Source organism: Arthrobacter oryzae (genome assembly GCF_037911235.1).
Classification (GTDB): domain Bacteria; phylum Actinomycetota; class Actinomycetes; order Actinomycetales; family Micrococcaceae; genus Arthrobacter; species Arthrobacter oryzae_E.
The window spans coordinates 52,988-77,202 of the sequence record NZ_JBBLYW010000003.1; the positions used below are offsets into that span (position 1 = coordinate 52,988).

The window sequence follows — 24,215 nt, forward strand, 5'->3', positions numbered from 1 at the left end:
AGGCGCAATGCGTATTGGCATCCTGGCACCACCATGGATTCCCGTTCCCCCACCAAGCTACGGCGGAACGGAATCCGTGGTCCACACGCTTGCCGCGGGGCTCGCGGAGGAAGGGCACGACGTTGTGCTGGCCGCTTCGAGTGACAGCACCTGTCCCGTTCCGAGGGTTCCGGGCTTCCCGGAATCGTCCGAGCTGAGCATGGACTCGGGGCGGCAGGAGATCCTGCATGTGCTCCGCGCGTACGAAGCCATGGGGGACGTGGACATCATCCACGACCACACGTTGCTCGGTCCGCTGTGCCAGCGGAGCATGCAGGACATTCCCCGCGTCACCACTCTGCACGGACCCTTCGACGAAGACCTCACTCGGATCTACCGGGCCATGCAGCGTGAGACGGCACTGGTGGCCATTTCCCACCACCAGGCTTCCACCTCCCGTGACGTGAAGATCGCTGCGGTCATCCACCACGGCATTGACGTCCGCGGCGTACGGTACAGCCCGTCGCACAACGGCGCAGCGTGCTTCCTGGGACGGATGCACCCCAACAAGGGCCTCCTGCAGGCCATTATGGTGGCGCGCCAGGCGGGCATTCCGCTGCGGATCGGCGCAAAGATGCGCGAGCCGTTTGAGCTGGACTACTTCCATGACGTGATCGAACCGCTGCTGGGCCCGGACGTTGAATACCTTGGTGAGCTTGCCTCCGCGGAGAAGTACCGGCTGCTGGGCGAGTCGGTGGCACTGCTGAACCCCATCCAGTGGCCGGAACCGTTCGGGATGGTGATGATCGAGGCCCTGGCCGCCGGCACTCCGATAGTGGCCACGCGCCGCGGTTCCGCCCCGGAAATCATCAGCGACGGCGAAACGGGGTTCCTGGCTGACAGCCTGCAGGGCCTCGCAGAGGCGCTGCAGGGCTGCAGCTGGTTGCGCCGCAGCGACTGCAGGCGGGCGGCCGAGCAGCGCTTCAGTTCCCAGCGGATGGTCCGGGAGTACCTCCGGTTCTATTCCGAACTCCTGGCGGGATCACCCCGGGCCGCGGAGAACAGGGCAGCTGCGGGCTTCTAGGATGCCGTACCTATAGCTACCGTGGCGTCCAGTTCCGGGTCGCGGGCGAGCCGGGTGGACAGACCTGCCTCCCGCATAAGCCTGATGGTCCGCCGCGACTGGCCGCGGCTTGTCTCGATCAGCACATGCCCGCCCGGTGCAAGCCAGGCCGGCGCGCCGGCAATAACCCTCCGCTGGATGTCCAGCCCGTCCGGGCCGCCGTCCAGGGACATTCGCGGCTCGTACATGCGGGCTTCCGGCGGCATAGTGCCGATGGCGGCCGTGGGGACATAGGGGGCGTTGGCCAGCAGGACGGCTATGCGGCCCCGCAGCCGCGCCGGCAGCGGCTCGAAGAGATCACCCTCATGGACGTGCCCGCCAGCCGGTTCGATGTTCCCTCTGGCGCACAATACTGCGGCCGGGTCCAGGTCCGAGGCATGCAGCTCGATTCCGCCCACCCGCGCCAGCAGGGCCGCCCCCACGGCACCGGAACCGCAGCAAAGGTCAACGACAACGGCCTGCGCGGCGGCGGCGCGCCGCCCGCCGGCGGACGTTGCGCCGTCGTGGGTGGTGCCGCCGTCGGACGTTGCGCCGTCGTGGGTGGTGCCGCCGAGCAGCAGTTCCGCCTGCCGGACGAGGAACTCGGTGCGGCGGCGTGGCACAAACACTCCGGTGGTCACGCCGACGCGAAGCCCGCAGAAGTCGGCCCAGCCAAGGATGTGTTCCAGGGGCAGCCCGGCGGCGCGCCGTTCGATCATTGCGTCCAGCTCAGCGGCGGAGCCGGCAGCGCCGGTCAGCAGGCGTGCTTCCTCCTCGGCGAAAACGCAGCCTGCGGCCCGGAGACGGCAGACGACGTCTTCCGGACTATCCGACGTCGCGGTCCGGCCGGACTGGATGGGGCGTTCTGGCGGCAAAAGCAGGCTCCCTTAGCTGCGGTCGGTGGGTTTCATGCTACCGAACGCGGAACGATAGCAAGCAACCTTGGGAACTTGCTGGAAAAAGTCGGTGCAAGCGCTTACAGTTGTGACTTGGCTCTCAGAAGCCGTCTCCCGCATCATCCTTCACAGCAGCAATGTCGCTATCCGGAAGGTTTTCCTATCGTGTTTTTCCGCAGTTCGAACCCCAAGAATCCGCCCTGCAGCCAGCCGGCCAGGGGTGTCGCCGCGGCGGTTGCGGTGCTGGTGGCCGCCGCCGCGCTGGCGGCCCCGGCCTACGCGGCGCCGGAGCCGATAGGCCCCGATGCGCCGTCAGCTTCCCATTCGCTCCGCGCACCGGTGACGGACGAGAACTTCTACTTTGTGATGGCGGACCGCTTCAATAACGGAAGCACCGCGAACGACGACGGCGGGCTGGGCGGGGATCCGATGGTCTCCGGCTTCGACCCCACGAAAAAAGGCTTCTATAACGGCGGCGACCTGAAGGGCCTGTTGGACAAGATTGACTACATCCAGGGCATGGGCACCACGTCCATCTGGTTGACGCCGAGCTTCAAGAACAAAGCGGTTCAGCCGGAGGACAAATCAGCCGGCTACCACGGCTACTGGGTCACCGACTTCACGCAGATCGACCCCCATCTGGGCACCAACGCCGAGCTGAAATCGCTGATCGACGAGGCGCACTCACGCGGGATGAAGGTCTACTTCGACATCATCACCAACCACACCGCGGACGTGATCGGGTACGGGAAAGACCCCAAGGACGCCCGCAAGCCCTACATCTCCAAGGACACGCAGCCCTACAAGACGGCGGCCGGCGAGGAGTTCGACGACCGCGACTACGCCGGAACGGACACGTTCCCGGAGCTGAATCCGGCCAAGTCCTTCCCCTACACGCCGGTCCTGGATGAGGCAGAAGAAGACCTCAAGGTGCCGTCGTGGCTCAACAACCTCACGCTGTACCACAACCGCGGCGACACCACATTCCAGGGCGAGGACTCCTTTTACGGGGATTTCTTCGGCCTGGACGACCTCTTCACCGAGCACCCCCGCGTGGTGGACGGCATGGCGGACATCTATGAAACGTGGATCGGCGAATTCGGTGTGGACGGCTTCCGGATCGACACCATGAAGCATGTGAATGACGAGTTCTGGCAGGAGTTCGGCCCCAGGGTGCTGGACTACGCCAAGGAGCAGGGCAAGGACGAGTTCTTTATGTTCGGCGAGGTCTTCGATACCTCCAAGAGCTTCACCTCGCAGTTCACCACCCGCAACAAGATGCAGGCTGTGCTGGACTTCCCGTTCCAGGACGCCGCCCGCAACTTCGCCTCCCGCAGCCAGTCCGCCAGCCAGCTGGAGACGTTCTTCGCCGGCGACGACTGGTACACGGACGCCGACTCCAACGTTTACCAACTGCCCACCTTCCTGGGCAACCACGACATGGGCCGGATCGGCAGCTTCATCGCCGCGGACAACCCCGGTGCGGACGACGCCGAACGCGTTGCCCGGGACAGGCTGGCCCACGAACTGATGTACTTCTCGCGCGGCAACCCGGTGGTGTACTACGGGGACGAACAGGGCTTCACCGGCCCCGGCGGGGACCAGGATGCACGCCAGACGCTCTTCGCCAGCCAGGTGCCGGAGTACCTCGACGATGACCTGCTGGGCACCGATGCCACCCATGCCACGGACAACTTCAACACCGCCCACCCGCTGTACAGCAAGATCAGCGAACTCGCGGCGCTAACCGCCGAGCACCCGGCCCTGCGCAACGGCGCCCACCAGAACCGGTACGCAGCGGAGACCCAGGGCATCTACGCGTTCTCCCGCACTGACGCAACGGACCAGCGCGAGTATGTCGTGGCGGTTAACAACAGCGGGACCGCACAGACTGCCGCGGTGCCCACCTTTATTGCCAAGCGCACCTATACACGAATTTACGGCGACACAGGCGACGACGGCGCTTCCGCCGCCGAGGTCAAGACGGCCGACGATGGCAAGCTCAGCGTCACCGTTCCGCCGCTCTCCGCGGTGGTCTACGAATCGTCGGGGCGGATCCCCCACTCCAAGGCGGCTCCCGCCGTCGCCCTCCAGGAGCCGGCCACGGCGGAAGGTGACAACGGCAGGATCCGGGTGGCGGCCGACGTCGACGGTTCCTCGTTCTACGAGGTCACCTTCCAGGCACGGACAGCGGGCGGTGAATGGGAGCCGATCGGCACGGACGATACCGCCCCGTACCAGGTGTTCCATGAGGTCACGGAGCTGAACCCGGGTACTGCCGTGGAATACCGCGCAGTGGTTCTGGACAACGGCGGACACACGTCCGTCAGCGCCGCCCGGAATGGCACCGTTCCCGCCCCGGTCCTCGCCATGCAGAAACCGGCGGAGGGAAGCAGCGTGGACGGCACCGTGGAAGTCAGCGCCACGGCCAGCCCGGAGAAGGCCGGTTACACCGTCAGCTTCGAACGCAGCGTGGACGGCGGCGCGTGGGCGTCGATTGGTTCGGACAGCTCGTCTCCGGCCTACACGGTCTTTGACGACATTGCGGCGCTTGGCCTCGCGGACGGCGCCGAACTCCGCTACCGGGCCACCATGTCAGCCCCGGGCGCCGAGAACGTGGTGAGCGATATCCGGACTGTGGTGGCCGGGGAGATCCCGCAGCCGGACTCCGTGACCGTGGCGGGCAGCCTGAACTCGGAGATGGGCTGCGGGGAATGGGATCCGACCTGTTCGGCGGCCTTTATGACGCTGGACCCGGCGGACAAGGTCTGGCGCCTCACACTGCCTAAACTGCCGGCGGGCACATACGAGTTCAAGGCCGCGCTCAACGGCGGCTGGGATGAGAACTATGGAGCAGGCGGCGCACTGAAAGGCGCGAACATCGTGCTGGAGCACCCGGGCGGGGCCGTGACGTTCCGGTACGACCACACGACCCACCTGCTCAGCCCGGTCTACGCGTCACAGCAGCCCGGCGCCGTCGCGGCCGCGGGGAGCATGAACGCGGAACAGGGGTGCCCGGACGTCTGGATGCCCGCCTGCGATCAGGCCCAGCTGGCGCTGGACCCGGACGATCTGGTGTGGAAGCTGTCCGTGGAGGGCCTTAAGGCCGGCACGTATGAGTTCAAAGCCGCCCTGGACAGGTCCTGGGCTGTGAGCTACGGTGCCGGCGGATCGCCGAACGGCGCCAACATCAGCCTGGTGCACGACGGCGGCCCGCTCACCATCCGGTACGACCACTTCACGCACGTGATGACTGCCGGTTAGCGGCCGACTGGTCGATATTAACCGCCAAAGCAGCGCCGCCCTCTCCTGAGGGCGGCGCTGCTTTTTAGTTGCTGCTACTTTCGGGTCGCTACCGTGCGGTGGCGATTAGCTGAGGGTCGACGTGTCGATCACAAAGCGGTAGCGGACGTCGGAGGCCAGGACGCGTTCGTAGGCCTCGTTGATCTTCCCGGCCGGGATGACCTCGATCTCGGCACCCAGGTTGTGCTCGGCGCAGAAGTCGAGCATCTCCTGGGTCTCGCGGATGCCGCCGATCATGGAGCCGGCGAAGGAGCGGCGTCCCATGATGAGTGCGAACGCGTTGACCGGGAGGGGTTCTGCCGGCGCACCGACGTTCACCAGGGCGCCGTCGAGGGTCAGAAGCTGCAGGTAGGAGCTGATGTCGATCGAGGCGCTGACCGTGTTGATGATCAGGTCGAAGCTGCCGGCCAGGTCGGCGAAGGTGTTCTCGTCGCTGGTGGCGTAGTAGTGGTCCGCGCCCAGTTTCAGGCCGTCTTCCTGCTTCTTGAGCGACTGGGACAGCACGGTGACCTCGGCGCCCATGGCGTGGGCGATCTTGACGGCCATGTGGCCGAGACCGCCCAGTCCGACGACGGCGACCTTCTTGCCGGGGCCCGCACCCCAGTGGCGCAGCGGCGAGTAGGTGGTGATGCCGGCGCACAGCAGCGGCGCGGCGACGTCGAGCTCGATGCCCTCCGGGATCCGGACCACGAAGTCTTCGGTCACCACGACATGGGTGGAGTAGCCGCCCTGGGTGATGGTGCCGTCGCGGTCCACGGCGCCGTACGTGCCGATGTTGCCCTTGAGGCAGTACTGCTCCTCACCCTTCTGGCAGTTGACGCACTCGCGGCAGGAATTCACCATGCAGCCGACGCCGACACGGTCGCCGACGGCGTGCTTGGTGACTTCGGCTCCCACTTCGGTGACGATTCCGGCGATTTCGTGTCCGGGTGCCAGCGGGTACTGCTGGGGTCCCCAGTCACCGCGGACGGTGTGGATGTCGGAGTGGCAGATGCCGGCGTACTTGATTTCGATCAGCACATCGTGGGGGCCGACGTCGCGGCGTTCGATGGTGGTGGGGACCAGGTCTTCGTCAGCGGACGGGGCGGCGTAAGCGTTAGCGGTAAGCAATATTTTCTCCAATGTTGGGTGATCGTTGGATCCGTTGGGTGATGAGGTTCGGTAGGTGGTTGAACGACAGTTTCAGGGGCGGATGAGCACTTTGAGCGCTGTACGGTCCGCCATGGCGCGGTAGCCGGCGGGAACATCATCGAGGGCCACAGTCTGGTCAAACACCTTGCCGGGCTGGACTGTTCCCTCGAGGATGTCAGGCATGAGTTCTTCAATGTAGGCCCGGGCAGGGGCCACGCCGCCGGTCAGGGTGATATTGCGCATCACGGTGCCGAAATTCATGGGCACATCGGTGTACTGGGCAGCTCCCACCCTACCAACGGCACCGCCGTCGCGCACAGCGGCGATCGCGGTGTTGATGGCGTCCTGGGTCCCGACGCACTCCAGCACTGTGTGCGTGCCGTCGCCGCCGGTGAGTTCACGGATCCGCGCGATCCCCTCCTCGCCGCGTTCGGTGATGATGTCCGTGGCGCCGAATTCGCGGCCCAAGCCGGTCCGGTCCTCGTGGCGGCCCATGAGCAGGATCCTTTCAGCGCCCAGGCGCTTGGCGGCGATCACGGCGGACAGGCCCACCGCGCCGTCGCCAATCACCGTCACGGTGGTGCGCGGGTTCACTCGCGCCGTAACGGCGGCATGGTGTCCGGTGCACAGGACGTCGGAGAGCGTCAGCAGGGAGGGAAGCAGCGGGGAGTCCTCGCCCACAGGCAGCTTCACCAGAGTGCCTTGTGCCTGTGGGACGCGCACTGCTTCGCCCTGGCCGCCGTCGAGGTTGTGGCCCCACTGGCCGCCGTGGCGGCAGGACGTCTGCAGCCCCTCCCGGCAGAAATCGCAGGTGTTGTCCGACCAGACGAACGGCGCCACCACGAGGTCGCCCCGTTTGAAGCCCTGGACGTCGGACCCGAGGTCCTCGATGACGCCGAGGAATTCGTGCCCCATGCGCCGGCCGTGATCCGACGCGGGGAGGGAGGCGTATGGCCACAGGTCGCTCCCGCACACGCAGGACAGGACCACCCGCACCACAGCATCTGTTGGTTCCTTGATGGCTGCGTCGGGCACGTTTTCCACGCGCACGTCGCCGGCGCCGTACATGACTGTTGCTCGCATGAGGATCCTTTCGGAGTTTAGGGGGTAGTGGGCAGTAGCGGCGGGCCGGACGGCTTAGCCGGCATGCGCCGTCGTCGGCTGTTCAGTCGCCTGTTCTGCAAGAACCTCCTTGAGCGCGGTGGCGGCCGTCATGGCGTTGGGCCAGCCGGCGTAGAAGGCCAGGTGGGTGATGGCTTCCACGAGTTCGTCGGCAGTGACGCCGTTCGCGAGTGCCAGGCGCAGGTGGGATGGCAACTGGCCGGTCCGGTACAGCGACGTGAGCGCGGGGCGACAGTGATCAGGCTGCGGTCGCGGGGCGAGAGGCCGGGCCGTTCCCAGACGTCTCCGAACAGCACGTCGTCGGTGAGCTGCACGAGCTTGGGTGCGACGTCACCGATCAGTTGCTGGGCTTTCGAAGGGGTCTCTGGTGCCATGATGGTGCTCCTTTGGAAGTTTTCGCTGCCTATCCAGCAAACCGCGTTCCCTGCGCGCGCGGAAGGTCCTGTTGGTACAGGTACTGGCAGGGCCTCCCTGCAGCTGGCGACGGCTCCTAGTGTTGACGGGGTGGAATGCCGTCCCCACAGGGACGGGTAACCAGCGATTGAGGAGAACTGTTGGAAATCCAGCCCAAAACGCAAAGCAACAAGGGGCCGGCGGAAATGTTCACCGGCGACGTCTGGTTCGACGTCATCGCCAAGGGCGAGGCACCGTCGCAACTGCGCGTGAACATGGTCCGCTTCGCCCCGGGCGCCCATACCGCGTGGCACTCGCACGTGAATGGGCAGACCCTGCACGTGACCGAGGGCCGCGGCCTGGTCCAGTCCCGCGGCGGCGAGGTGATCGAGATCCGTCCCGGCGACACCATCTACACGCCGCCGGGTGAAGAGCACTGGCACGGCGCTGCCGCTGACCACTTCATGTGCCACCTCGCCATGTGGGAAGGCCTGGGCGAAGACCAGGAGGGCCCGGAAACTGCGTGGGGCGAACACGTGACCGACGAGGAATACGGCGCGAAGTAGGGCCTGTGCGCGGGCCAGCATTATTGTCCGACCCCCGCGGCAGACTTATCCCATGGAAGTCATGGGGGAACTTGCAGCAGGAGGGGCGTTGCGATGGGCCAAACTGCCCGCCGCCGCTTCTGCTGTTCGGCTCGCTTCCGGTCCGGGCCTGCGCAGTGTCCCCGCCGGGCCTCAGCCTTCTCAGGCATTGGCGTCCGACGGCGGCGGTTACGGTGATCTGGCCCGGATCCTTGCGCTGCTGGGGGCTTTGAGTTCGACGGCGGTTGAGGACGCCGGGATGATGGGCTTTCGGGAGGCGGCGGACTTTGCCGCCGAGGTCGAGGAAATGTCCCGGAACCTTGAATTTCTGCAGGTGGTCGCGGCAGGGGCCGTAGACCGGACCCGGCGGGAGGCCCAGGCGGCTGCGCGGGCTGGCTCGGGCTCCGGTGCCGCGGTTGGCTGGGCCACCGGGTGGGGCGAAGCCACAGCCGTCCACGGGCCCATTGGCTGGGCCTCCCGCCAAACCGTTGGCACCGGGTGTGATCCGGCCACCGAGACGCCCGCGGGAACTGAAACTCAAGAAACCCGGGCCCCGGACCCGGTTGATGACGGGTGCCGGAACGCAGCCGACTTCCTCCGTGCCCGGCTTCGGATCGGCACCGCCGAAGCACGCCGCCGGCTCGCCCTGGCCGACTCTCTGCTCCCGAGGACCGGGATCACCGGGCACACCGAGCCGCCGGAACGGCCCGAGCTCGCCGCGGCCGTGGCTGCGGGAACAGTTGCGTCCCGCGCCGCGACCATCATCACCCTGGCTTTGGACCGGGTCCGCCATCATGCCCCCGAAGACGCCGTGGCCCGGATGGAACACAACCTCACCAGCACGGCAGCGGAACACGACACCGATTTCCTGGCCCGGGTCGCCCGGCGCTGGGTCGACGGGCTCGACCAGGACGGCTCCGAACCGTCCGAGGAAGAACTCCGCCGCCGCCAGGGCGTGTTCCTCCGTCAGCCCCGCCGCGGGCTCCAGCACTTTGAAGTCTTCGCCACCCCGGACCAGTTTGAGCCCCTCCTGACCGCGATGAACATCGCCACCAACCCCCGCACCCGCAGCGGCGACGCGGACACCGCTGCAGCCGATGCCCTGGACCTGCGGACCCGTCCGCAGCGGCTCCTCGACGGCCTGGTGGGCGCCTCCAAAGCAGGCCTCAGCACCGGAGGTCTGCCTGCTGCGGGCGGACTGCGGCCGCAGGTCATGGTCACCATCGACTACCGCGACCTGTTGGAACGGTTGGAACGCGTGGACCAGCTGGACAGTGTGGATCCGTCAAGCACCGGAACCTCAACCACCGCCACCAAAACCGGCACAGGCTCGTTCACATTCACCGGCCCCGTCACCGCCGGCACCGTCCGGAAGATCGCCTGCGACGCGGACATCATCCCGGTCCTGCTCGGCAGCGAGGGACGGATCCTGGACGTCGGCCGCACCACGAGGATCTTCCCGCCCCACATCCGCAAAGCCATCACCGCCAGAGATCAGGGCTGCGCGTTCCCGGACTGCACCATCCCGGCCCCGTGGTGCGAAGCCCACCACATCAGCTACTGGTCACATGGCGGAACCACCAGCACGGACAACGGCACCCTTTTGTGCAGCCATCACCACCACCTGATCCACAAGGAGCAGTGGCACATCCAGGTCAAAACGGGCGTCCCGTGGTTCATCCCGCCACCCCACATCGACCCACGCCAAGTACCCAGACGGAACCACTACTTCCGGTGCTGAATGGCGGCTATTTCCTGGCTTCGTTGTGCCCCTACCGGCCGGCCGCCTAGCCAACTTGACCGGCAGGGCGGTGGGGACCGGGCTGGACGCCACCCCGTTGTGATGCCCGGTATACCGACGGACTGCTGCCGTACGCGCGGGTGAATGCAGTGCTGAAGGTGAAGGCGTTGCTGTACCCCACCCGGGCAGCAATCACGGCCAGTGTGTCAGCACTCGTCGAGAGGCGGTCGGCAGCCAAAGCCAGGCGCCACGCCGTTAGGTACGTCATGGGTGGCTGTCCCACAGTGCTACGGAACCGCGCGGCCAGCGCGGCCCGGGAAACGTGGACACGCCTGCCCAGTTCAGCAACAGTCCATGGGGCCGAGGGCTCCCGGTGCAGCAGGGAAAGCGCCTCGGCGACGATCGGGTCGCGGTTGCCGGATACCCAGCCGGGCACTGCGGTCCCGGGGCGTGCGGCCCAGGCGCGCACCAGGTGGAGGAGCAGCAGGTCCAGAACCCTGTCCAGGGCGGTCCGCTGGCCGAGGCCCTGAAGCGTGAGTTCCCGGTGCAGCATCCCCAGCAGTGCCGGATCCGCCTCGTCCTCGGTGAACGCGACGAGCCGGGGCAGGACCGCGGTAACGAGCCGGCCCACCGCCGCATCGCTCTGGTACGTACCGATCAGCATCACCGTCTCAGCGTCTTCCCGATCGCCCCACGTTCGGACACCGTGCCGCATGGTGACCTCCAAGCGGTCGCCCGACGGCGATTGGCATGATTGGTCCGGCCCGATCACCACGGTGGGTGCACGGTCAGGCGAGTCCGCCACGACGTAGCAGTCCGGTCCCCTGACGGTGGCGGCCTCGCCGGGATTCACAGCCTGTGTTTCGCCTCCGGCGGTAACCCAGGCTGTCCCCCGCACAGGGACTATCACCGTCAGCGCGGCCCTGTCACGGACGTCGATGGCAAACGGCGGATCCAGCGCGACCCGAAGGGTGAAGGCCTGCCGCGCCTGGGGGCCGGCAAGGAACTCCGTCATAGGATCCATGCCCTGAGCCTAGACGATCAAAGATGCTGAGTGGACGCTTAGCTATTCATCGTCCAGCCCCAAGCCGGAAGGCTGAGGTTATGACGATCATAAGTTCATTTTCCAAGCCCACGTCCAAGGCCTCCTTGTGAACGCGTGGCTTCCGGTGGTTGCCGGGACGGGTTCCGCTGTGGCGGGCGGTTTTTACTTTGCCTTTTCGGCTGTGGTGATGCCGGCGCTGCGTCGGCGGCCCGCACCTGAAGCAGCGGCAGCGATGGCTGCGATCAACGAACGGGCGGTCACGCCGCCGTTCATGATCCTCTTCTTCGGAACGGCGGCTGCCTGCGGGGCCAACATCATCGCCGCGGCAACCGATCCCCAGCATTCCACGCCCCTGAGGGTGGCCGGATCCATGGCGTACCTGACCGGCTGGGCCTTGACCATGGCAGTGAACGTCCCGCTCAACAACAGGCTTGCCAGCACAGGGCCCCGGGGACTGGAGGCCATGTGGGATGCGTTTGAACAGCCATGGACCCGGGCAAACCATGTCCGCGCCGCCCTGTCCCTCACCGGCGCACTCGGTCTGATGGTGCCGGTGTTGGTTGACCCCGTGCACTGAACGGACCGGACAGCAGTCCCGTGAGACGGAATGTATTTCACTCATTGGAAACTCTGACGCCGGACGGACGGCTTTGAGGGCATGCTGGTGACCACGCCACGGCGAAGCTCCGGACTGGAAAGAAGGAACCAATGTCCCTCAGCGTTGAGGAAATGAACACGCAACTCCCGGTGGCGAACGCGCTGCCCGGCGAGGCTGTCCCCTACTACATGGCCTCCGGCGAGGGCGCCCGGTACGAGATCAACGGGCAGCTGGTCACCGTCATCGCCCGCGCTGCGGACACCGGAGGTATCTTTAGCGCCGCCTATATCTCCGGAGGCATGGGAGCCGAATCCCCCTTCGTGAGCCACAAGGTGGAGCACAAGACCCTGTACGTTTTCGACGGCATCCTGCACGTCTGGCTGCCTGGTGAGAGCCGCATCCTCACCCCGGGTGATTCAGTGGTGATCCCGCCAGGAACCCCGCACGCCTACCGCATGGCCAGCCACTACACCCGCTTCCTGAACTGGATGACCCCCGGCGGCGCCGAGGCCTACTACGAACGCGTCGGCACTCCCATCGATTCGCATGTCCCGCCCGTGCACGCGGGCCACAAGCGCAGCGCCCAGGAGCAGGCCGAAGTGGGCGCGGAATTCGGCATCACCTTCCCGGAGGTGGAGCGCGTTGCGCCTACCTTCCAGCAGGATGCGGGATTGCCGGCGGCCCAGAGCCCGTACTTCCTCAGCGCCGGCGAAGGTGACCGCCTGGTGAGCTACCAGACCATGTTCACCTACCTCTCCCGGCCGGCGAACACCGGTTCAAACTACTTCGCGGTGCACACCAAGGGAGCCAAGTCCCCGTACATTCCGCTGCACTTCCACTCGGAGCACACCGAGAACTTCCTGTGCACCGAGGGGCGGATGTGGCTCTACGCCAACGGCCGCGAGGTACTCCTGACCAAGGGTGACTTCCTGCACGCCCCGGCCGGCACCGTCCACTCCTTCGCGTTCGATTCTCACAACACCCAGATGGTGGGTTTCCTGACGCCGTCGGTCTTTGACGGTTTCTTTGAGTACTTCAATAAGCCCACCGAGGACTACATGTACACCGAAGGCGGTACCCCGTACATGGACAGGGAGGGCTTCGCCCGCGCCCAGGCCGAAATGGACCTCACGGTGGTCGGTCCCCCGCCGCAGCGCCGCGCGGCACTGGATATCTGACAAGCGCCAACAACAATGGCCCGGACCTCCGCAAGGAAGTCCGGGCCACTTCTGCTCTCAGGGGTTCATCGATTGCTCCGTAGGCGCCCTTTTCGCCCCGGATAACGGCTGTTACGGAGCAGCCGATTGGAATTGGCGCACCAGTTCGCGGCCGTAGTCGTTGCCGTTGGGCGTGCGCAGGACGGTGTGCATGTGGAATGGCGCCGGCTCGTCGTTGCTGAGGAAGACGCCCGTATGGTGGTCCAGTTCCATCACTACCACCGGGCTCTGCAGCCGGAAGTAGAAGGCCTCCTGGCCCTCCCAGCCGCCGATCCAGTTGAACCAGCTCTCGCCGTAGTGCTCCTGGATTTCCCTGCGCCGCGCGGCCCTCGGCCCGTCCGGCAGATAGGCAATGAAGTCCTCCACCAGATCATCCAGCACGGCCCGGGCCTCTGGCGGCATCGAGCTGACCGGAATGCCCTCGTAGGGAATCACGCGGTTGTCCTGGAAGCATCCGCCCAGGTGCCGCTCATCCCCGGGGTGGATCCGGCCTTCGGGCATGGCCGGATCCACCATTGCGCCATAGACCGTTGCATCCTTGCGGAGGCTGTCAGGCAGCGCCCCCATCAGCTGCCGGGCCAGCGCGATGCGCTCCTTGAAGACCTTGACGCCCCGGTGCGGACCGGCGTCGATGCCATCGGGTTCAGCTCCGAGGAACACAGGTGAGATCACCAGCTGCGTGCCCGCCACCAGGCAGTTCAGCGCCACGTGATGCCCGAAAAGCTGCCAGCCCCACGGTTCGGTCTCGGACGGATCGCCGAACAGGGCGAAGTTGTAGCTGAACTCGTTCATCAGCAGCGGCAGTTCCACCAGTTCACCGAGGAACCCGTTGATCCGCATGAGGTTCCTGGCCAGCTCGAAACCCGCCGGGCTCAGGCTCGCTTCCACCAACGCCAGCGCCGCATCGCGGACAGGCGGATCGAGTTCATCCAGCCGCAGCCCGGTGTCATGCTGCATGAACTCCGGGTTGGCCCAGCTTTGCCACTCGTGGGCGTCCACGGCATAGCTCAACCGGGACGCCTGCTCCGGCGTGGCCACTTCCAAAAACTTCCGCCCGGCAGCCACCATCGCGGCCGTGGGAGCTTCCTCGCCGGACCGGGCTGGTTCCAGCGGATACAGCCCTCGGCGGATGACGCCGTCGTTCGTTATGCCCTTGAACTGTTCCGGATAGAGCGCGTCCCAGCCCTTGATCATGGGCCCGGCAAAGGAATCGGACTTGGCGGCCTCGGCATAGTCCCGGGCAGTGAGGCCGCGGATCCCGGCCACCCGCGGATGGTCAGGAGCGAAAAGAAAATCACGGAATGACGGCGCTGACACGGGAGTCCCTTTCGTTGTACTGCGTTTCGTTGTACTGCGTCGGGTGCTGAGAAGAAATATCGGCTGAGCTGCCCCAACCGGCGGCCACGGACAGTGCTGCCGCGGCAGCTTCCGGCGCGCTGCCGCGCCAAGCCACATGCTGGTCCGGACGGACCAGCACCGCGTCGGCTCCCCACAGGTCCGCCATTGGCGTCCCGTCGTCGGAAGGCCCGACGGCGGTGACGGTCACCGGGATGCCCTGCCGGGCCGCTGCTTCGAGTACCGGCGTGAAAACCCTGACTTCCGGCATGCCGCCCAGGGTTGCGGCATCTGCAAGGAGCGTGAAGCCCTGGCCGAGGAGGTTGTAGACGGACGTGGAGTCAGCCAGCCAGGCATGCGGAAGCAGCGCGCCCGGGCTGGCCGAAGCGACGTACCGGATGGGGTCCTCAGCGGGAACCGGCGAGCCATCCGGCACCACCAGGGGCGAATCCCCGTAGGTGTAGCCGAGCACCAGTCCCAGCGAATCGAACTCGCTCTGCTTCACGGCGAGCGCCTGGTAGGCCGCCTGCCTGGCCCGGCGGCCGTCGTCGCCGGTGCTGCGCAGCGCCGGATCAGCGAAATGGTAGGCGAGCGCCTCGCCGTTGTTTGCGGCGTCCCGGATAGTCCGGGCCGCCACCGGACGGCGTTCCAGCCCGTAGCTGGCCAGGAGTTCCGGCCCGCCCCAGCCCGCGAGGCGAGCCGCGATCTTCCAGGCCAGGTTCGCAGCGTCGCCGATGCACGTGTTGAAGCCGTGGCCGCCCCATGGCGGATTCAGGTGCGCCGCATCGCCCACCAGGAACACGCCGTCGCGGCCGTAACCGGGGGCCAGGAGCATGCGGGCAGTCCAGGGGTCCGTGGCCACCACGTCGACATCCACCTCTGCGCCCACCAGTTCGCGGACCATGGTGGCGGCGTCCTCGTCCGTCAACACGCTTGCTGCGGCGGCGTCCACGCCCTGGATGATGGCCCACCATGTGTCGGCGAGATCCATCCGGCCCACCATTCCGGCTGTTTCCGCACCCACCACCCAGTACTGGACGGCAGGGGGCAGGGTGATTGCGGAGCCCAGGTCCTTGGAGCGGAACATGATGCTGATGTTGGACAGTGCGGCGGAGCCGCCTTCGAGTCGGATGCCCAGGCTGCGGCGCACGGCGGAGGACCCGCCGTCGGCCCCGATCACAAAGTCGGCGGCGATGGTGCGGGTACGTCCGGCGCCATCCGCCACCACCACTGCGGTTCCGGGCACTGCGGTTCCAGGCACTGCGGTCCCGGGCACGGCGGTTCCAGGCACTGCGGTTCCGGGCACAGCCGTCCCGGCAAGAGCAACCCCCGGGTGAACAGCAACGTCTTCAACGTGCCACCCGGTCAGCAGGGTGACCAGCGGAGCCTCGGACACCGCCGCGCGGAGGACTTCCTCCAGGACGGGCTGCGGAACCTGCTGGCCGCATTCGGGCTGCGGCCCGTAGCGGCCGGGCACCAACTGGAAGGCCTGCTTGAAGGTCCGCAGCTCATGGGCTGCCGGGCCGGTGAGGCCGGTGCAGAAGGTCACGTCCTGGGCGTAGTCCACGGGAAGCGGAGCTGCGGAACGGAGTGCGTCCGCCAGTCCCAGCCTGCGCAGGTGCGTCATTGTGCGGGCGTTGGTGGTCTTGGCGCGGGGCCGGGCCGGATCCACGGACGTCCGTGGCTCGATCACTACGCTGGGGATGCCGCGGGACGCCAGGTCCAGCGAGAGGAAGAGTCCGCTGGGGCCGCCGCCGGAGATCAGTACCTGCACCTCCTCCGGCAGCCTGTCGGGAGATGCGGATTGCAGGGTAACCATCAGGCACGGCCGCGGAGTGAGATGTCGCCGACCGGGGTGGTCAGCGTGCCGAGGCGTTCGATTTCCACTTCAACGGTGTCGCCCGGCTGCAGCAGCCATTGTGGTGTGCGGGCGTAGCCCACGCCCTCCGGGGTTCCGGTGGCGATCACATCGCCGGGATGGAGGGTAAGGGTCTGGCTCATCAGCGAGATGATGGCCGGCACGGAGAAGATCATGTCCCGCGTGTTGCCGTTCTGGACTTCGGCGCCGTTCACCCGGGTGCGGACCTGCAGGCCGTCACGGAGGTCGCCCACCTCGTCGCTGCTGACCAGCGGGCCAAGGGGGCCGGTGAAGTCGCCGTTCTTGCCCAGGGTCCACTGCGTGGTGAGCTTCTGGGCCCGGCGGGCGGTCAGGTCGTTGAAGGTGGAGTAGCCAAAGACCGCTCCGCCCGCCTCGGCCTCGTCAGCTGATTCCACACGCCGGCCGATGTACGCCGCCACTTCGCCTTCCCAGTCCAGGCCGTCCTCACCGGCGGGCACGGGGACCGGCACATTTCCCACCGACAGGGAGGCCGTCCAGCGGCCGAACAGGGTGGGGTAAGGCGGCAGATCCTGGTCCTTGTAGCTGCCCTCCGCGGCGTGGGCCCTGTAGTTGAGGCCGACGCAAATGACCCGGGCCGAGGCGGGCACCAGCGGTACCTCGGTGACGCTGCCGCGCTCCAGCGAGCCGCCGTCGGACTGTGGGGCGTCGGGCTGTGAGGCGCCGGATGCTTTGGCGGCGGATACAGACGCGGCGGGCTGGGAACTGCCAGCCGTCAGGGAGACAGCCTTGTCCTGCCAGCCGGCGGCGTCCGCCCAGAACTCGCCCACGGGCGCCAGCGGGAAAACGCGGGAATCCACCAGGGCCGCTGCCCAGGATTCCCCGCGGTGGTTGATGCCGATGTACTGCATGTGGAGCCTTTCAGGTCTAGCCCGGGCACAAGGAATGCCGGTCAGGCTGGTTTCACGTCAGAAGGTGCAACGTCAGGAGGTGCAAGGTCAGGAGGCCTGGGCTTGCCTGCGGAAAAAATCGATGGTGGCGTCCAAAACCTTCTGTGCTGCGGCCGGGTCTTTGTCCGGCAGCAGCCACATGTGGTCCGCGCCCTCAATGAGGAGAAGTTCGACGTCGGCCCCGGCAGCTTCCAGCGCCGCGGCAAAGGTGGTGGCCTGCGCGGGCGGGACGAACCGGTCGGCGGTGCCGTGGGCCAGGAAAAACGGCGGCGCGTGTCCGCCGACGTAGCTCAGCGGGCTTGCGGCGGCTGCCTTGTCCGGGGCATCAGCCGGCTGCGCCCCGATGAGGAGTGCCTCCCGGGAACCGGGGTCGTCAGCTGTTGCGACGGCGTCGGGCAGGGCCTGGGCGCCCATCCGGATCAAGTCAGTAGGCGGGTACCAGGCGGCGACGGCGGCAACGGGCGAAATACCGGCGGGGGCGCCGGAACCGTCCGCGCCCAAGCCCACCAGGCAGGCAAGGTGGCCGCCGGCGGAATCTCCCCAGGCGAAGATCCGGCCCGGGTCGACGTTGAAGTCCGCCGCGTGGGCCCGGATCCAGGAGACCGCCGCCAGGGCGTCCTCCAACTGGGCCGGAAACACGGCCTGCGAGGACAGGCGGTAGTCCGCAGACACCACGGCAAACCCGGCCGCCGCCAGCCGCTCAAAGGGAGTCAGTGAAAACCCGTCCGTCACGGGGCCGAGGGAGGAGCGCTCCCCCATCCGCCAGCCTCCGCCGTGGAAATGCACAACGGCCGGCACCGGACCCCGGAGGGTTCCCGCCGCCGGCAGGTAGAGGTCCAGCAGCAACGGCAACCCGCCGGGATGCGAAAACTCGATCCCCTTCAGGACTTGTCCTGCAGTCATCTATGACTCCATCCGTTGCCATGGCCGGTATCAGGATCGATCCGGCGTCTTTCCTAAGCCTGCTGGACGGAAGCCCCGGTGGAAACGGGAAATTTCAATCATTGGAAGGGCTTCGCCGAGCCCACTTCGTCCGCCAGGAACTGCAGTCCCCGCTGGACAATTCCCAGTCCGGCCGAGTGGTTCAGGTACCCGTGCGTGGCGCCCGGCTCCAGCCTGCACTCCACGGGGATCCCTGCGGCCCGGAGACCGTCAATGAACAGCTCGGCGGAGCCGCGGAGGTCGTCGTATTCGGATACCAGGACGGCGGCCGGCGGCAGTCCGGCCGGATCCGCGTGCCCGGGCATGGCGTAGGAGGAAGCCATCAGGATGGGGCCGCCGATGTAGTTCTCCACCATGGCGCGGCAATCGTCGGCAGTGAAGCGGAGGATCGCCGGAAGTCCGGCCATGCGGGCAGCTTCCGGGTCCCCTGATGCGGGCAGCTCCGCGTGCAGGAAAGGGTAGGCGAGCACCAGCTTTGAGGGCATGTGGCGGCCCGAATCCTTGAGGTAGAGGGCAGCGCCGACTGCCAGGTTGCCGCCGGCGCTGGCTCCGCCCAGGCACAGTGTGCGGGGGTCAGCCCCCAGCTCCGCGGCGTGCTCCACGGCCCACAGCCAGGCCGCCAGGACATCCTCATGCGGCACCGGAAAATGCACGCCGTCGCGGGCCAGCCGGTAATCGACGGACAGCACCATACCTCCGCTCCTGGCGGCCACTTCCCGCGCCAGCTGGTCGGCTTCCCGCATGTCCAGCCCGCCCCCGGCGAAACCGCCGCCGTGCAACCACACGAGGGCGGGTGCGCCGCCGGGTGCGCCGCCTGCGGCGGCGCCGCCGTCGGAAGCCGCCGCCGCGAAAGAGTCCCGGCTTAGAGAGCCCGACGCCGGCCCGCCGTAAATGCGCACCGGCACCGGGCCGTTGGGGCCCGGTACGTCCACGGTCCGGACTGCTACGTCGGGCGCCGTGTACAGGGCCGTGCCGGCGCCGAAGGCCTCCAGCCGCTGCTGGCCCGAGGGATCTGCAAGGAGCTCGGCGAAGGAGCCGGCGCCTGCCACGTGGTGCATGAGGCCGGCCAGCTCCGGGTCCACGGTCATGGCCGTGCCGCGAGTTCGGGTGCCCTGGCGGCGCCGTAGGGCAACGCCGCGGCGCAGCTGAACGAATGCGTTCCGGAGCCTACGTCATGGGTGGTGCCGTCAGCGTCGGGCAGCACCACAGTGGCGGTGCAGCCCGCCGGCACGGTCACCTGCAGCGTGAAGTCCGCGTCCGCCAGGTCCCAGCGGACACCGGCCACACCGTAGGGGGTTTCATGCCGGGCCTGCGCCCAGTCCAATCCGCCGCCGGGCATGGGACGGATCAGGAGCTTCCGGTAGCCAAGTCCAGCCGGAGCCAGCCCGGCCAGGCTGCGGTGCATCCAGTCGGCCACGGCACCCAGGGCGTAATGGTTGAAGGACGTCATCTCGCCCTCGTTGATACTGCCGTCCGAAAGCATGGAGTCCCAGCGCTCCCAGATGGTGGTGGCGCCCATGGTCACGGGGTACAGCCAGGACGGGCATTCAGTCTGGAGCAGGAGGCGGTAGGCCGCCGACGTGTAGCCGTGGTCGGTTAGGGCGTCGCACACCAGCGGGGTCCCCACGAAGCCGGTGGCGATGCGATAGCCGTCGGCTTCCACTGCCGCAGCCAGTCCGGCGGCGGCCACTGCTTCCTCCCCGCCTTCCAGCAGTCCGAAGCTCAACGCCACGGCATAGGCCGTCTGGGTGGGCGGCAGCAGCTCGCCGCCGTCGGCAATGTAACGCTCGCGAAACACCGCGGCGGCCCGCCGCGAGAGTTCGCGGAGGCCAGTGGCATCCTCGCCCAACAGCTCCGCGGCCTCGCCAGCCACCCGGGCCGAGTACGCCAGGTAGGCCTGCGCCACGAGCTGCCAGGGCGTCCGGGCCTCACCCGGTTCGTTTGGCGGAGCTGCCGGGTCCAGCCAGTCACCGAACTGGAAGCCCTGTTCGAACCGCAGCTCCGGCCCTGCAGCCTGGGCAGCAGCATCCAGCCACGCGATCATTCCCGGCAACTGGCGGCGCAGGAACTCCAGGTCGCCGGTGCGCTGGTACAGCACCCAGGGAACCAGCACGGCCGCGTCACCCCACGCCGCCATCACCGGGCGGACAGGGAACGGCGGCTTGTCGAACGTCACTTCGGGGACTACCAGCGGCGGGGGTCCGTCGGTTCCTTGCTCGGCCGCCAGGTCTTTCAGCCAGGAGGCGGTGAACCCGGGGATCCGGTAGAGGAAGGACGCCGTTGCCGCGAAGATCTGGAAGTCACCGGTCCAGCCGAGCCGTTCGTTGCGCTGCGGGCAGTCCGTGGGCACATCGACGAAGTTGCCGCGCATCCCCCAGACAACATTGGAATGGAGCTGGTTCAGCATGCTGTCGGAACATTCGAACGTACCGGTCCGCGCCAGGTCCGAGTGGATGACGACGGCGGTGAACGCGTGCGGGTCCAGGTTACCGGGCCAGCCGCTCACCTCCACGTAGCGGAAGCCGTGGATGGTGAACTCAGGTTCCCAGATCTCCTCGCCGCTGCCACGCAGTACGTACCGGTCGGTCTGCCTGGCGACCCGCAGGGGCCTGGTGCCGAGTTCTCCGTGTTCCAGGACTTCGGCGTGGCGCAGCACCAGCTCCGTGCCGGCCTCGCCGCTGACCCGGAGGCGTACGTGCCCCACCAGGTTCTGGCCGAAGTCCAGGATGGTCTTCCCGGACGGTGTGCCCAGCACGGCGCGTACGGGCAGCTCTTCAGTGGCCCGCACCGGGGGACCGTCCGGGGCCACCAGCACCGATGCATCAAAGTCCTCCACGACTACGGGATCGAGGACGGCATCCTCGGCCCCCGCCCAGCCGCCGTCCTCCAGCCGGGCGTCATAGGTTTCGCCGTTGTAGAGATCGGACCCGAGCACCGGACTCCTGCCCGCCAGCCAGGAGCTGTCGGTTCCGATGACCGTGATACTGCCGCCGCCGTCGGTGATTTCCAGTTGGGCGATGGCCGCTGTGCGGTCACCGTAGGTGTTGCGCTTGTCCTGGAAACCCAGGTTGCCGCGCCACCAGCCGTCGGCAAGTTCGAGTCCGATGACATTGGGGCCGGGCCGCAGGTAGTCGGTGACGTCGTACGTCTGGTAGCGGAGTCGGTGGTGGTAGCTGGTCCAGCCCGGTGCCAGGCGGTCGCGGCCGACGCGCCGGCCGTTGATTGAGGCGACGTAGACCCCGTGGGCGCTGGCGTAGAGGCGTGCGGAGGCCACCGGGCCGGTGACTTCGAACGTCCGGCTCAGCCGGGAGGCGGGTTCCGTGTCCTCGCTCGCTTCGTGCCAGGCCGGCCGGATCATGGCCGCCTGCCAGTCCGTGGGGTTCAGGAGCCCGGCTTCCACGTAGGTGACGGGGCCCCATTCGGAGGGACCGCCGTCGTCGTTGCCCCACACGCGGACCCGGACGGCGACGCGCTGACGGCTCTGCAGCGGCGGCGCCGGCCAGGGCTGGAGGAGCTGTTCGGCGGATTCGGTCCGGCCGTAGCTGGCCATGCTGTTTTCGTCGGGCCCGAGCTCCAGCTCGTAGGCGGCCTGCCTCCAGTCCGGTGTTTCGGTGCTGACCTGCCAGGACAGCCGCGGCCGGACTTCGCCGATGCCGAAAGGCTCCTCATGGTGTTCAAAGCGGAGGGCGGAGGGGGTTGTGGTCATCGGGTGGCTCCAAAGGTTGCGGTGAGGGCTGCGGCGGGGTCTGTAGCAGTCAGCGAGAGGCCGTGGCCGAAGCGGAAGACAGGGTTTTCAGTGTCGAAGGGAACGTCCTCGCGGGAGGCTTCCACGGCGGCCATGGACCGGGGCAGGTCGAACGGCAGCTTGCCTTCCGGCTCAGCACGGCCGGTGAGGACGTCCAGCAGGGCGTCGGCGTCGGAACCGTAGTTGGCCAGCAGCGCCGCGGCGTGCTCGGCCAGTTCGGGGATGACGGCGGGCCGTTCCAGGTTGATGTCGATGATGGTGGGGACGGTGCGGCAGATGGCGGTGAGCCGCTCCACCTCAGCCGGGGCAAAGGCGAGGTTGCCGCAGTGGAAGAAGGATTCGAAGCCTTCCCCGCGCACCTCGAACGGGGTGCGAAGGCGGATAATCGCCACGTCCGCCTGTTCCGCTGTTGCCACCACGGTGAATGCCGGGCCAAGGTCGCCGGCTGAGATCCCTTCGGCGTAGACGTTGGTGGGTGTGCCGGTGCTGAGCGGAAGCAGCGGAACTCCGTCAAATTCCTGGTTCTTCAGCAGGGTGTAGGAGCGGCGCTGCATGGCCCTGCCGGCGGCCTTGAACTCCGGCGTGCCCACGGTCGCGTCTGCCGCGCCGGCGTCCACAAACGGGTTTTCGAACAGTCCCAGCAGGAACTTCTCGGCCAACAGTTTCCGGACGGAGGCATCCAGCCGGGCTTCGCTTAGCCGTCCCACGCGGACAGCCGCGATCATGAGCTCCACGCAGCTTTCGCCGCCGAACTGGTCCACGCCGGCGTCGAGGGCCTTGAGCATCCGCTCCTCCGGATTGAGGTGCTCCACGCCCCAGGCGCGGGCGGGGAAGACACGGCCGAAGATGTCCCCTTCCGTGAGGATCCCCCAGTCGGTGCACACCACTCCGTCGAAGCCGAGTTCGGCGCGAAGCAGGTCCGTGAGGATGCCCTTGTTGAAGCCGAAGCCCACTTCCTCGTACGGGGTGCCCACCGGCATGCCGTAGTAGGGCATCATCTGCCGGCTTCCTGCGGCGATCGCGGCTTTGAACGGCAGCAGGTGGTAGTCGAAGTTGCCGCCGGGGTACACCTGCTCGCGGCCGTAGCTGAAGTGCGGGTCCTCGCCGTTGAGCTGCGGGCCGCCGCCCGGGAAGTGCTTGGTCATGGTGGACACCGACGCCGGGCCGAACGTTCCCGTTTGGAAGCCGCGGACGTACGCGCCCACCAGTTCGGCCGCCATCTCGGCGGATTCGCCGAAGGTCATCCCGCCGCGGGACCAGCGAGGCTCGGTGAAAACGTCAACCTGCGGGTGCAGGGCGGAGCGGATCCCGACGGCGAGGTACTCCTGCCGGGCGATGTCCGCGAACTCCTCGACGGCGTCGGGGTCCCCAACGGCAGCGAAGCCCAGGGCTTCGGGCCATTGGGAAAACGGTCCGGCCAGCGCCGACGTGCCTGGGTTGTCCGTGTAGGCGTGGCGCGGATCGGTGGACAGTGTCATGGGAATGCCCGGCCCGGTGGCCAGCGCGATCTCCTGGAGGCTGTTGTGCCACTCGGCAAGGTCCCGCGCATTGACGGCTGCGCCCAGGATGTTGAAGTGGTTAAGCCGCCGCCTGCCGATCAGTTCAGGGGCCGGCCCGGTGCCGGCCGCGAAGGGAAGGACGTCGTGGAACATGAGGCCCGCCTTGTCCTCCAGCGTCAGCCGGGACAGCAGGTCCTCCACGCGCCGGGCCACCGGGAGGGCGGAGTCCTGGAACGGGAAACGCAGGGTGTGGTGAGTCAACGTCGGCTCGATTCGTCAAAGAAGCAGGAGGATTCAGTGCTTCCTCCAGCGTCCCGGAATCGCCAACACCCCCGCTAGCGAAGTTTCATTGACTGAAATTGCGTCCATCAGGCTGTTCGCCGGGGCGGCGGATCGCTGCCGCGGGGCCCCGGCGAATAACTCAGTCCGAGCAAAGGCAGAACGGGTGGCCGGCAGGGTCCAGGAAAACGCGGAAGGTGGTGCCGGGCTGCGTGTCCGCTTTGGTGGCTCCCAGTTTGATGGCTTCCTTTTCGCCTTCGTCCAGGTCCGCCACCACGAGGTCAAGGTGCATCTGCTGGGGCACGGTCTGGCCCGGCCATTCCGGCGCCCGGTAGTCGTCGACTTGCTGGAAGGAAATACAGTTGCTGCCGTCGTCAGGGCGGATCTCGGTCCAGCCATCCTCGGCCTTGATGTTCCAGCCGAGCAGGGCAGCGTAGAAGCCCGCAAGGGCACCGGCGTCGGGGCAGTCAATAACAAAGCTTGGGTAGCGTGCGATAGCCATAGCGGCATGCTACCG

At 67.3% G+C, this 24,215-nt stretch carries 19 protein-coding genes; 6 read left to right on the plus strand and 13 right to left on the minus strand.

Translation table 11 applies throughout. The annotated features are described in order from the left end of the window. Window positions 1-7 precede the first annotated feature (7 nt). Window positions 8-1,063: a glycosyltransferase family 4 protein gene (locus WMN78_RS00685; protein WP_340531440.1), complete on the plus strand. Its 1,056-nt coding sequence runs from the start codon at window positions 8-10 to the stop codon at window positions 1,061-1,063. Here WMN78_RS00685 and WMN78_RS00690 read toward each other — a convergent pair. After that, on the minus strand, window positions 1,060-1,956 hold the full coding sequence (locus tag WMN78_RS00690; protein WP_340531441.1) for a putative protein N(5)-glutamine methyltransferase: 897 nt from the start codon (window positions 1,954-1,956) through the stop codon (window positions 1,060-1,062). The two genes, WMN78_RS00685 and WMN78_RS00690, sit on opposite strands and share 4 nt — an antisense overlap. A gap of 186 nt (window positions 1,957-2,142) precedes the next feature. On the opposite strand from WMN78_RS00690, the gene WMN78_RS00695 reads away from it, so the two are divergent. Continuing rightward, a complete protein-coding gene (locus tag WMN78_RS00695; protein WP_425341095.1) occupies window positions 2,143-5,241 on the plus strand; it encodes an alpha-amylase family glycosyl hydrolase in 3,099 nt (1,032 codons plus the stop codon). 105 nt (window positions 5,242-5,346) lie between these two features. Here WMN78_RS00695 and WMN78_RS00700 read toward each other — a convergent pair whose 3' ends face one another. The 3 genes from WMN78_RS00700 to WMN78_RS00710 form a co-directional block, all read right to left on the minus strand. Next, window positions 5,347-6,390: an NAD(P)-dependent alcohol dehydrogenase gene (locus WMN78_RS00700; RefSeq protein WP_340531443.1), complete on the minus strand. Its 1,044-nt coding sequence runs from the start codon at window positions 6,388-6,390 to the stop codon at window positions 5,347-5,349. 72 nt (window positions 6,391-6,462) lie between these two features. Then, window positions 6,463-7,494, minus strand: a complete 1,032-nt coding sequence (locus WMN78_RS00705; protein ID WP_340531444.1) for a zinc-binding dehydrogenase — start codon at window positions 7,492-7,494, stop codon at window positions 6,463-6,465. Window positions 7,495-7,548: 54 nt separating this feature from the next. Continuing rightward, window positions 7,549-7,728 (minus strand): carboxymuconolactone decarboxylase family protein, encoded by a 180-nt coding sequence (locus tag WMN78_RS00710; RefSeq protein WP_340531445.1) that lies wholly within the window; start codon window positions 7,726-7,728, stop codon window positions 7,549-7,551. A gap of 359 nt (window positions 7,729-8,087) precedes the next feature. Between WMN78_RS00710 and WMN78_RS00715 the strand changes: the two genes are divergently transcribed. Continuing rightward, window positions 8,088-8,492: a (R)-mandelonitrile lyase gene (locus tag WMN78_RS00715; protein ID WP_340531446.1), complete on the plus strand. Its 405-nt coding sequence runs from the start codon at window positions 8,088-8,090 to the stop codon at window positions 8,490-8,492. A 52-nt stretch (window positions 8,493-8,544) separates the two neighbouring features. Beyond that, window positions 8,545-10,251 (plus strand): HNH endonuclease signature motif containing protein, encoded by a 1,707-nt coding sequence (locus tag WMN78_RS00720; RefSeq protein WP_340531448.1) that lies wholly within the window; start codon window positions 8,545-8,547, stop codon window positions 10,249-10,251. 46 nt (window positions 10,252-10,297) lie between these two features. On the opposite strand, the gene WMN78_RS00725 is transcribed toward WMN78_RS00720, so the two are convergent. Next, entirely contained in the window at window positions 10,298-11,275 is a 978-nt protein-coding gene (locus WMN78_RS00725; RefSeq protein ID WP_340531449.1) for an AraC family transcriptional regulator, read from the minus strand. Between the two features lie 127 nt (window positions 11,276-11,402). Here WMN78_RS00725 and WMN78_RS00730 point away from each other — a divergent pair, with 127 nt between their 5' ends. After that, window positions 11,403-11,873: a DUF1772 domain-containing protein gene (locus tag WMN78_RS00730; protein ID WP_340531450.1), complete on the plus strand. Its 471-nt coding sequence runs from the start codon at window positions 11,403-11,405 to the stop codon at window positions 11,871-11,873. Between the two features lie 131 nt (window positions 11,874-12,004). Beyond that, window positions 12,005-13,072 (plus strand): quercetin 2,3-dioxygenase, encoded by a 1,068-nt coding sequence (locus WMN78_RS00735; RefSeq protein ID WP_340531451.1) that lies wholly within the window; start codon window positions 12,005-12,007, stop codon window positions 13,070-13,072. Window positions 13,073-13,183: 111 nt separating this feature from the next. On the opposite strand, the gene WMN78_RS00740 is transcribed toward WMN78_RS00735, so the two are convergent. The 8 genes from WMN78_RS00740 to WMN78_RS00775 all read right to left on the minus strand — a co-directional run bounded on the left by WMN78_RS00740 (window position 13,184) and on the right by WMN78_RS00775 (window position 24,200). After that, a complete protein-coding gene (locus WMN78_RS00740) occupies window positions 13,184-14,428 on the minus strand; it encodes a DUF3500 domain-containing protein (RefSeq protein ID WP_340531452.1) in 1,245 nt (414 codons plus the stop codon). Continuing rightward, window positions 14,406-16,265, minus strand: coding sequence for an FAD-dependent monooxygenase (locus tag WMN78_RS00745; protein ID WP_340531454.1), 1,860 nt, complete (start codon window positions 16,263-16,265; stop codon window positions 14,406-14,408). Before WMN78_RS00745 ends, WMN78_RS00740 begins: the two co-directional genes overlap by 23 nt. Beyond that, the gene (locus WMN78_RS00750; protein WP_340531456.1) at window positions 16,265-17,194 is read right to left on the minus strand and encodes a fumarylacetoacetate hydrolase family protein; all 930 of its coding nucleotides are present in this window, start codon (window positions 17,192-17,194) and stop codon (window positions 16,265-16,267) included. The genes WMN78_RS00745 and WMN78_RS00750 overlap by 1 nt, the downstream gene beginning before the upstream one ends. 87 nt (window positions 17,195-17,281) lie before the next feature. Then, window positions 17,282-18,136, minus strand: coding sequence for an alpha/beta hydrolase (locus tag WMN78_RS00755; protein ID WP_340531458.1), 855 nt, complete (start codon window positions 18,134-18,136; stop codon window positions 17,282-17,284). A 98-nt stretch (window positions 18,137-18,234) separates the two neighbouring features. Further along, window positions 18,235-19,263 carry an alpha/beta hydrolase fold domain-containing protein gene (locus WMN78_RS00760; protein ID WP_340531461.1) on the minus strand — a complete coding sequence of 343 codons (1,029 nt, stop codon included), beginning with the start codon at window positions 19,261-19,263 and terminating at the stop codon, window positions 18,235-18,237. Beyond that, window positions 19,260-21,881 carry a glycoside hydrolase family 78 protein gene (locus tag WMN78_RS00765; protein WP_340531463.1) on the minus strand — a complete coding sequence of 874 codons (2,622 nt, stop codon included), beginning with the start codon at window positions 21,879-21,881 and terminating at the stop codon, window positions 19,260-19,262. The genes WMN78_RS00760 and WMN78_RS00765 overlap by 4 nt, the downstream gene beginning before the upstream one ends. After that, the gene (locus WMN78_RS00770) at window positions 21,878-23,680 is read right to left on the minus strand and encodes a glycoside hydrolase family 3 protein (RefSeq protein ID WP_340531464.1); all 1,803 of its coding nucleotides are present in this window, start codon (window positions 23,678-23,680) and stop codon (window positions 21,878-21,880) included. Before WMN78_RS00770 ends, WMN78_RS00765 begins: the two co-directional genes overlap by 4 nt. Before the next feature lie 160 nt (window positions 23,681-23,840). Then, a complete protein-coding gene (locus tag WMN78_RS00775) occupies window positions 23,841-24,200 on the minus strand; it encodes a VOC family protein (RefSeq protein WP_340531465.1) in 360 nt (119 codons plus the stop codon). Window positions 24,201-24,215: the final 15 nt, after the last annotated feature.

What these genes read in the sequence shown, in the direction of transcription:
- WMN78_RS00685 (WP_340531440.1), top strand. Translation starts at nt 8, where the DNA reads ATGCGTATTGGCATCCTGGCACCACCATGGATTCCCGTTCCCCCACCA.
- WMN78_RS00705 (WP_340531444.1), bottom strand. Translation starts at nt 7,494, where the DNA reads ATGCGAGCAACAGTCATGTACGGCGCCGGCGACGTGCGCGTGGAAAAC.
- WMN78_RS00720 (WP_340531448.1), top strand. Translation starts at nt 8,545, where the DNA reads ATGGAAGTCATGGGGGAACTTGCAGCAGGAGGGGCGTTGCGATGGGCC.
- WMN78_RS00725 (WP_340531449.1), bottom strand. Translation starts at nt 11,275, where the DNA reads ATGGATCCTATGACGGAGTTCCTTGCCGGCCCCCAGGCGCGGCAGGCC.
- WMN78_RS00735 (WP_340531451.1), top strand. Translation starts at nt 12,005, where the DNA reads ATGTCCCTCAGCGTTGAGGAAATGAACACGCAACTCCCGGTGGCGAAC.
- WMN78_RS00745 (WP_340531454.1), bottom strand. Translation starts at nt 16,265, where the DNA reads ATGGTTACCCTGCAATCCGCATCTCCCGACAGGCTGCCGGAGGAGGTG.
- WMN78_RS00750 (WP_340531456.1), bottom strand. Translation starts at nt 17,194, where the DNA reads ATGCAGTACATCGGCATCAACCACCGCGGGGAATCCTGGGCAGCGGCC.
- WMN78_RS00755 (WP_340531458.1), bottom strand. Translation starts at nt 18,136, where the DNA reads ATGACTGCAGGACAAGTCCTGAAGGGGATCGAGTTTTCGCATCCCGGC.
- WMN78_RS00760 (WP_340531461.1), bottom strand. Translation starts at nt 19,263, where the DNA reads ATGACCGTGGACCCGGAGCTGGCCGGCCTCATGCACCACGTGGCAGGC.
- WMN78_RS00765 (WP_340531463.1), bottom strand. Translation starts at nt 21,881, where the DNA reads ATGACCACAACCCCCTCCGCCCTCCGCTTTGAACACCATGAGGAGCCT.
- WMN78_RS00775 (WP_340531465.1), bottom strand. Translation starts at nt 24,200, where the DNA reads ATGGCTATCGCACGCTACCCAAGCTTTGTTATTGACTGCCCCGACGCC.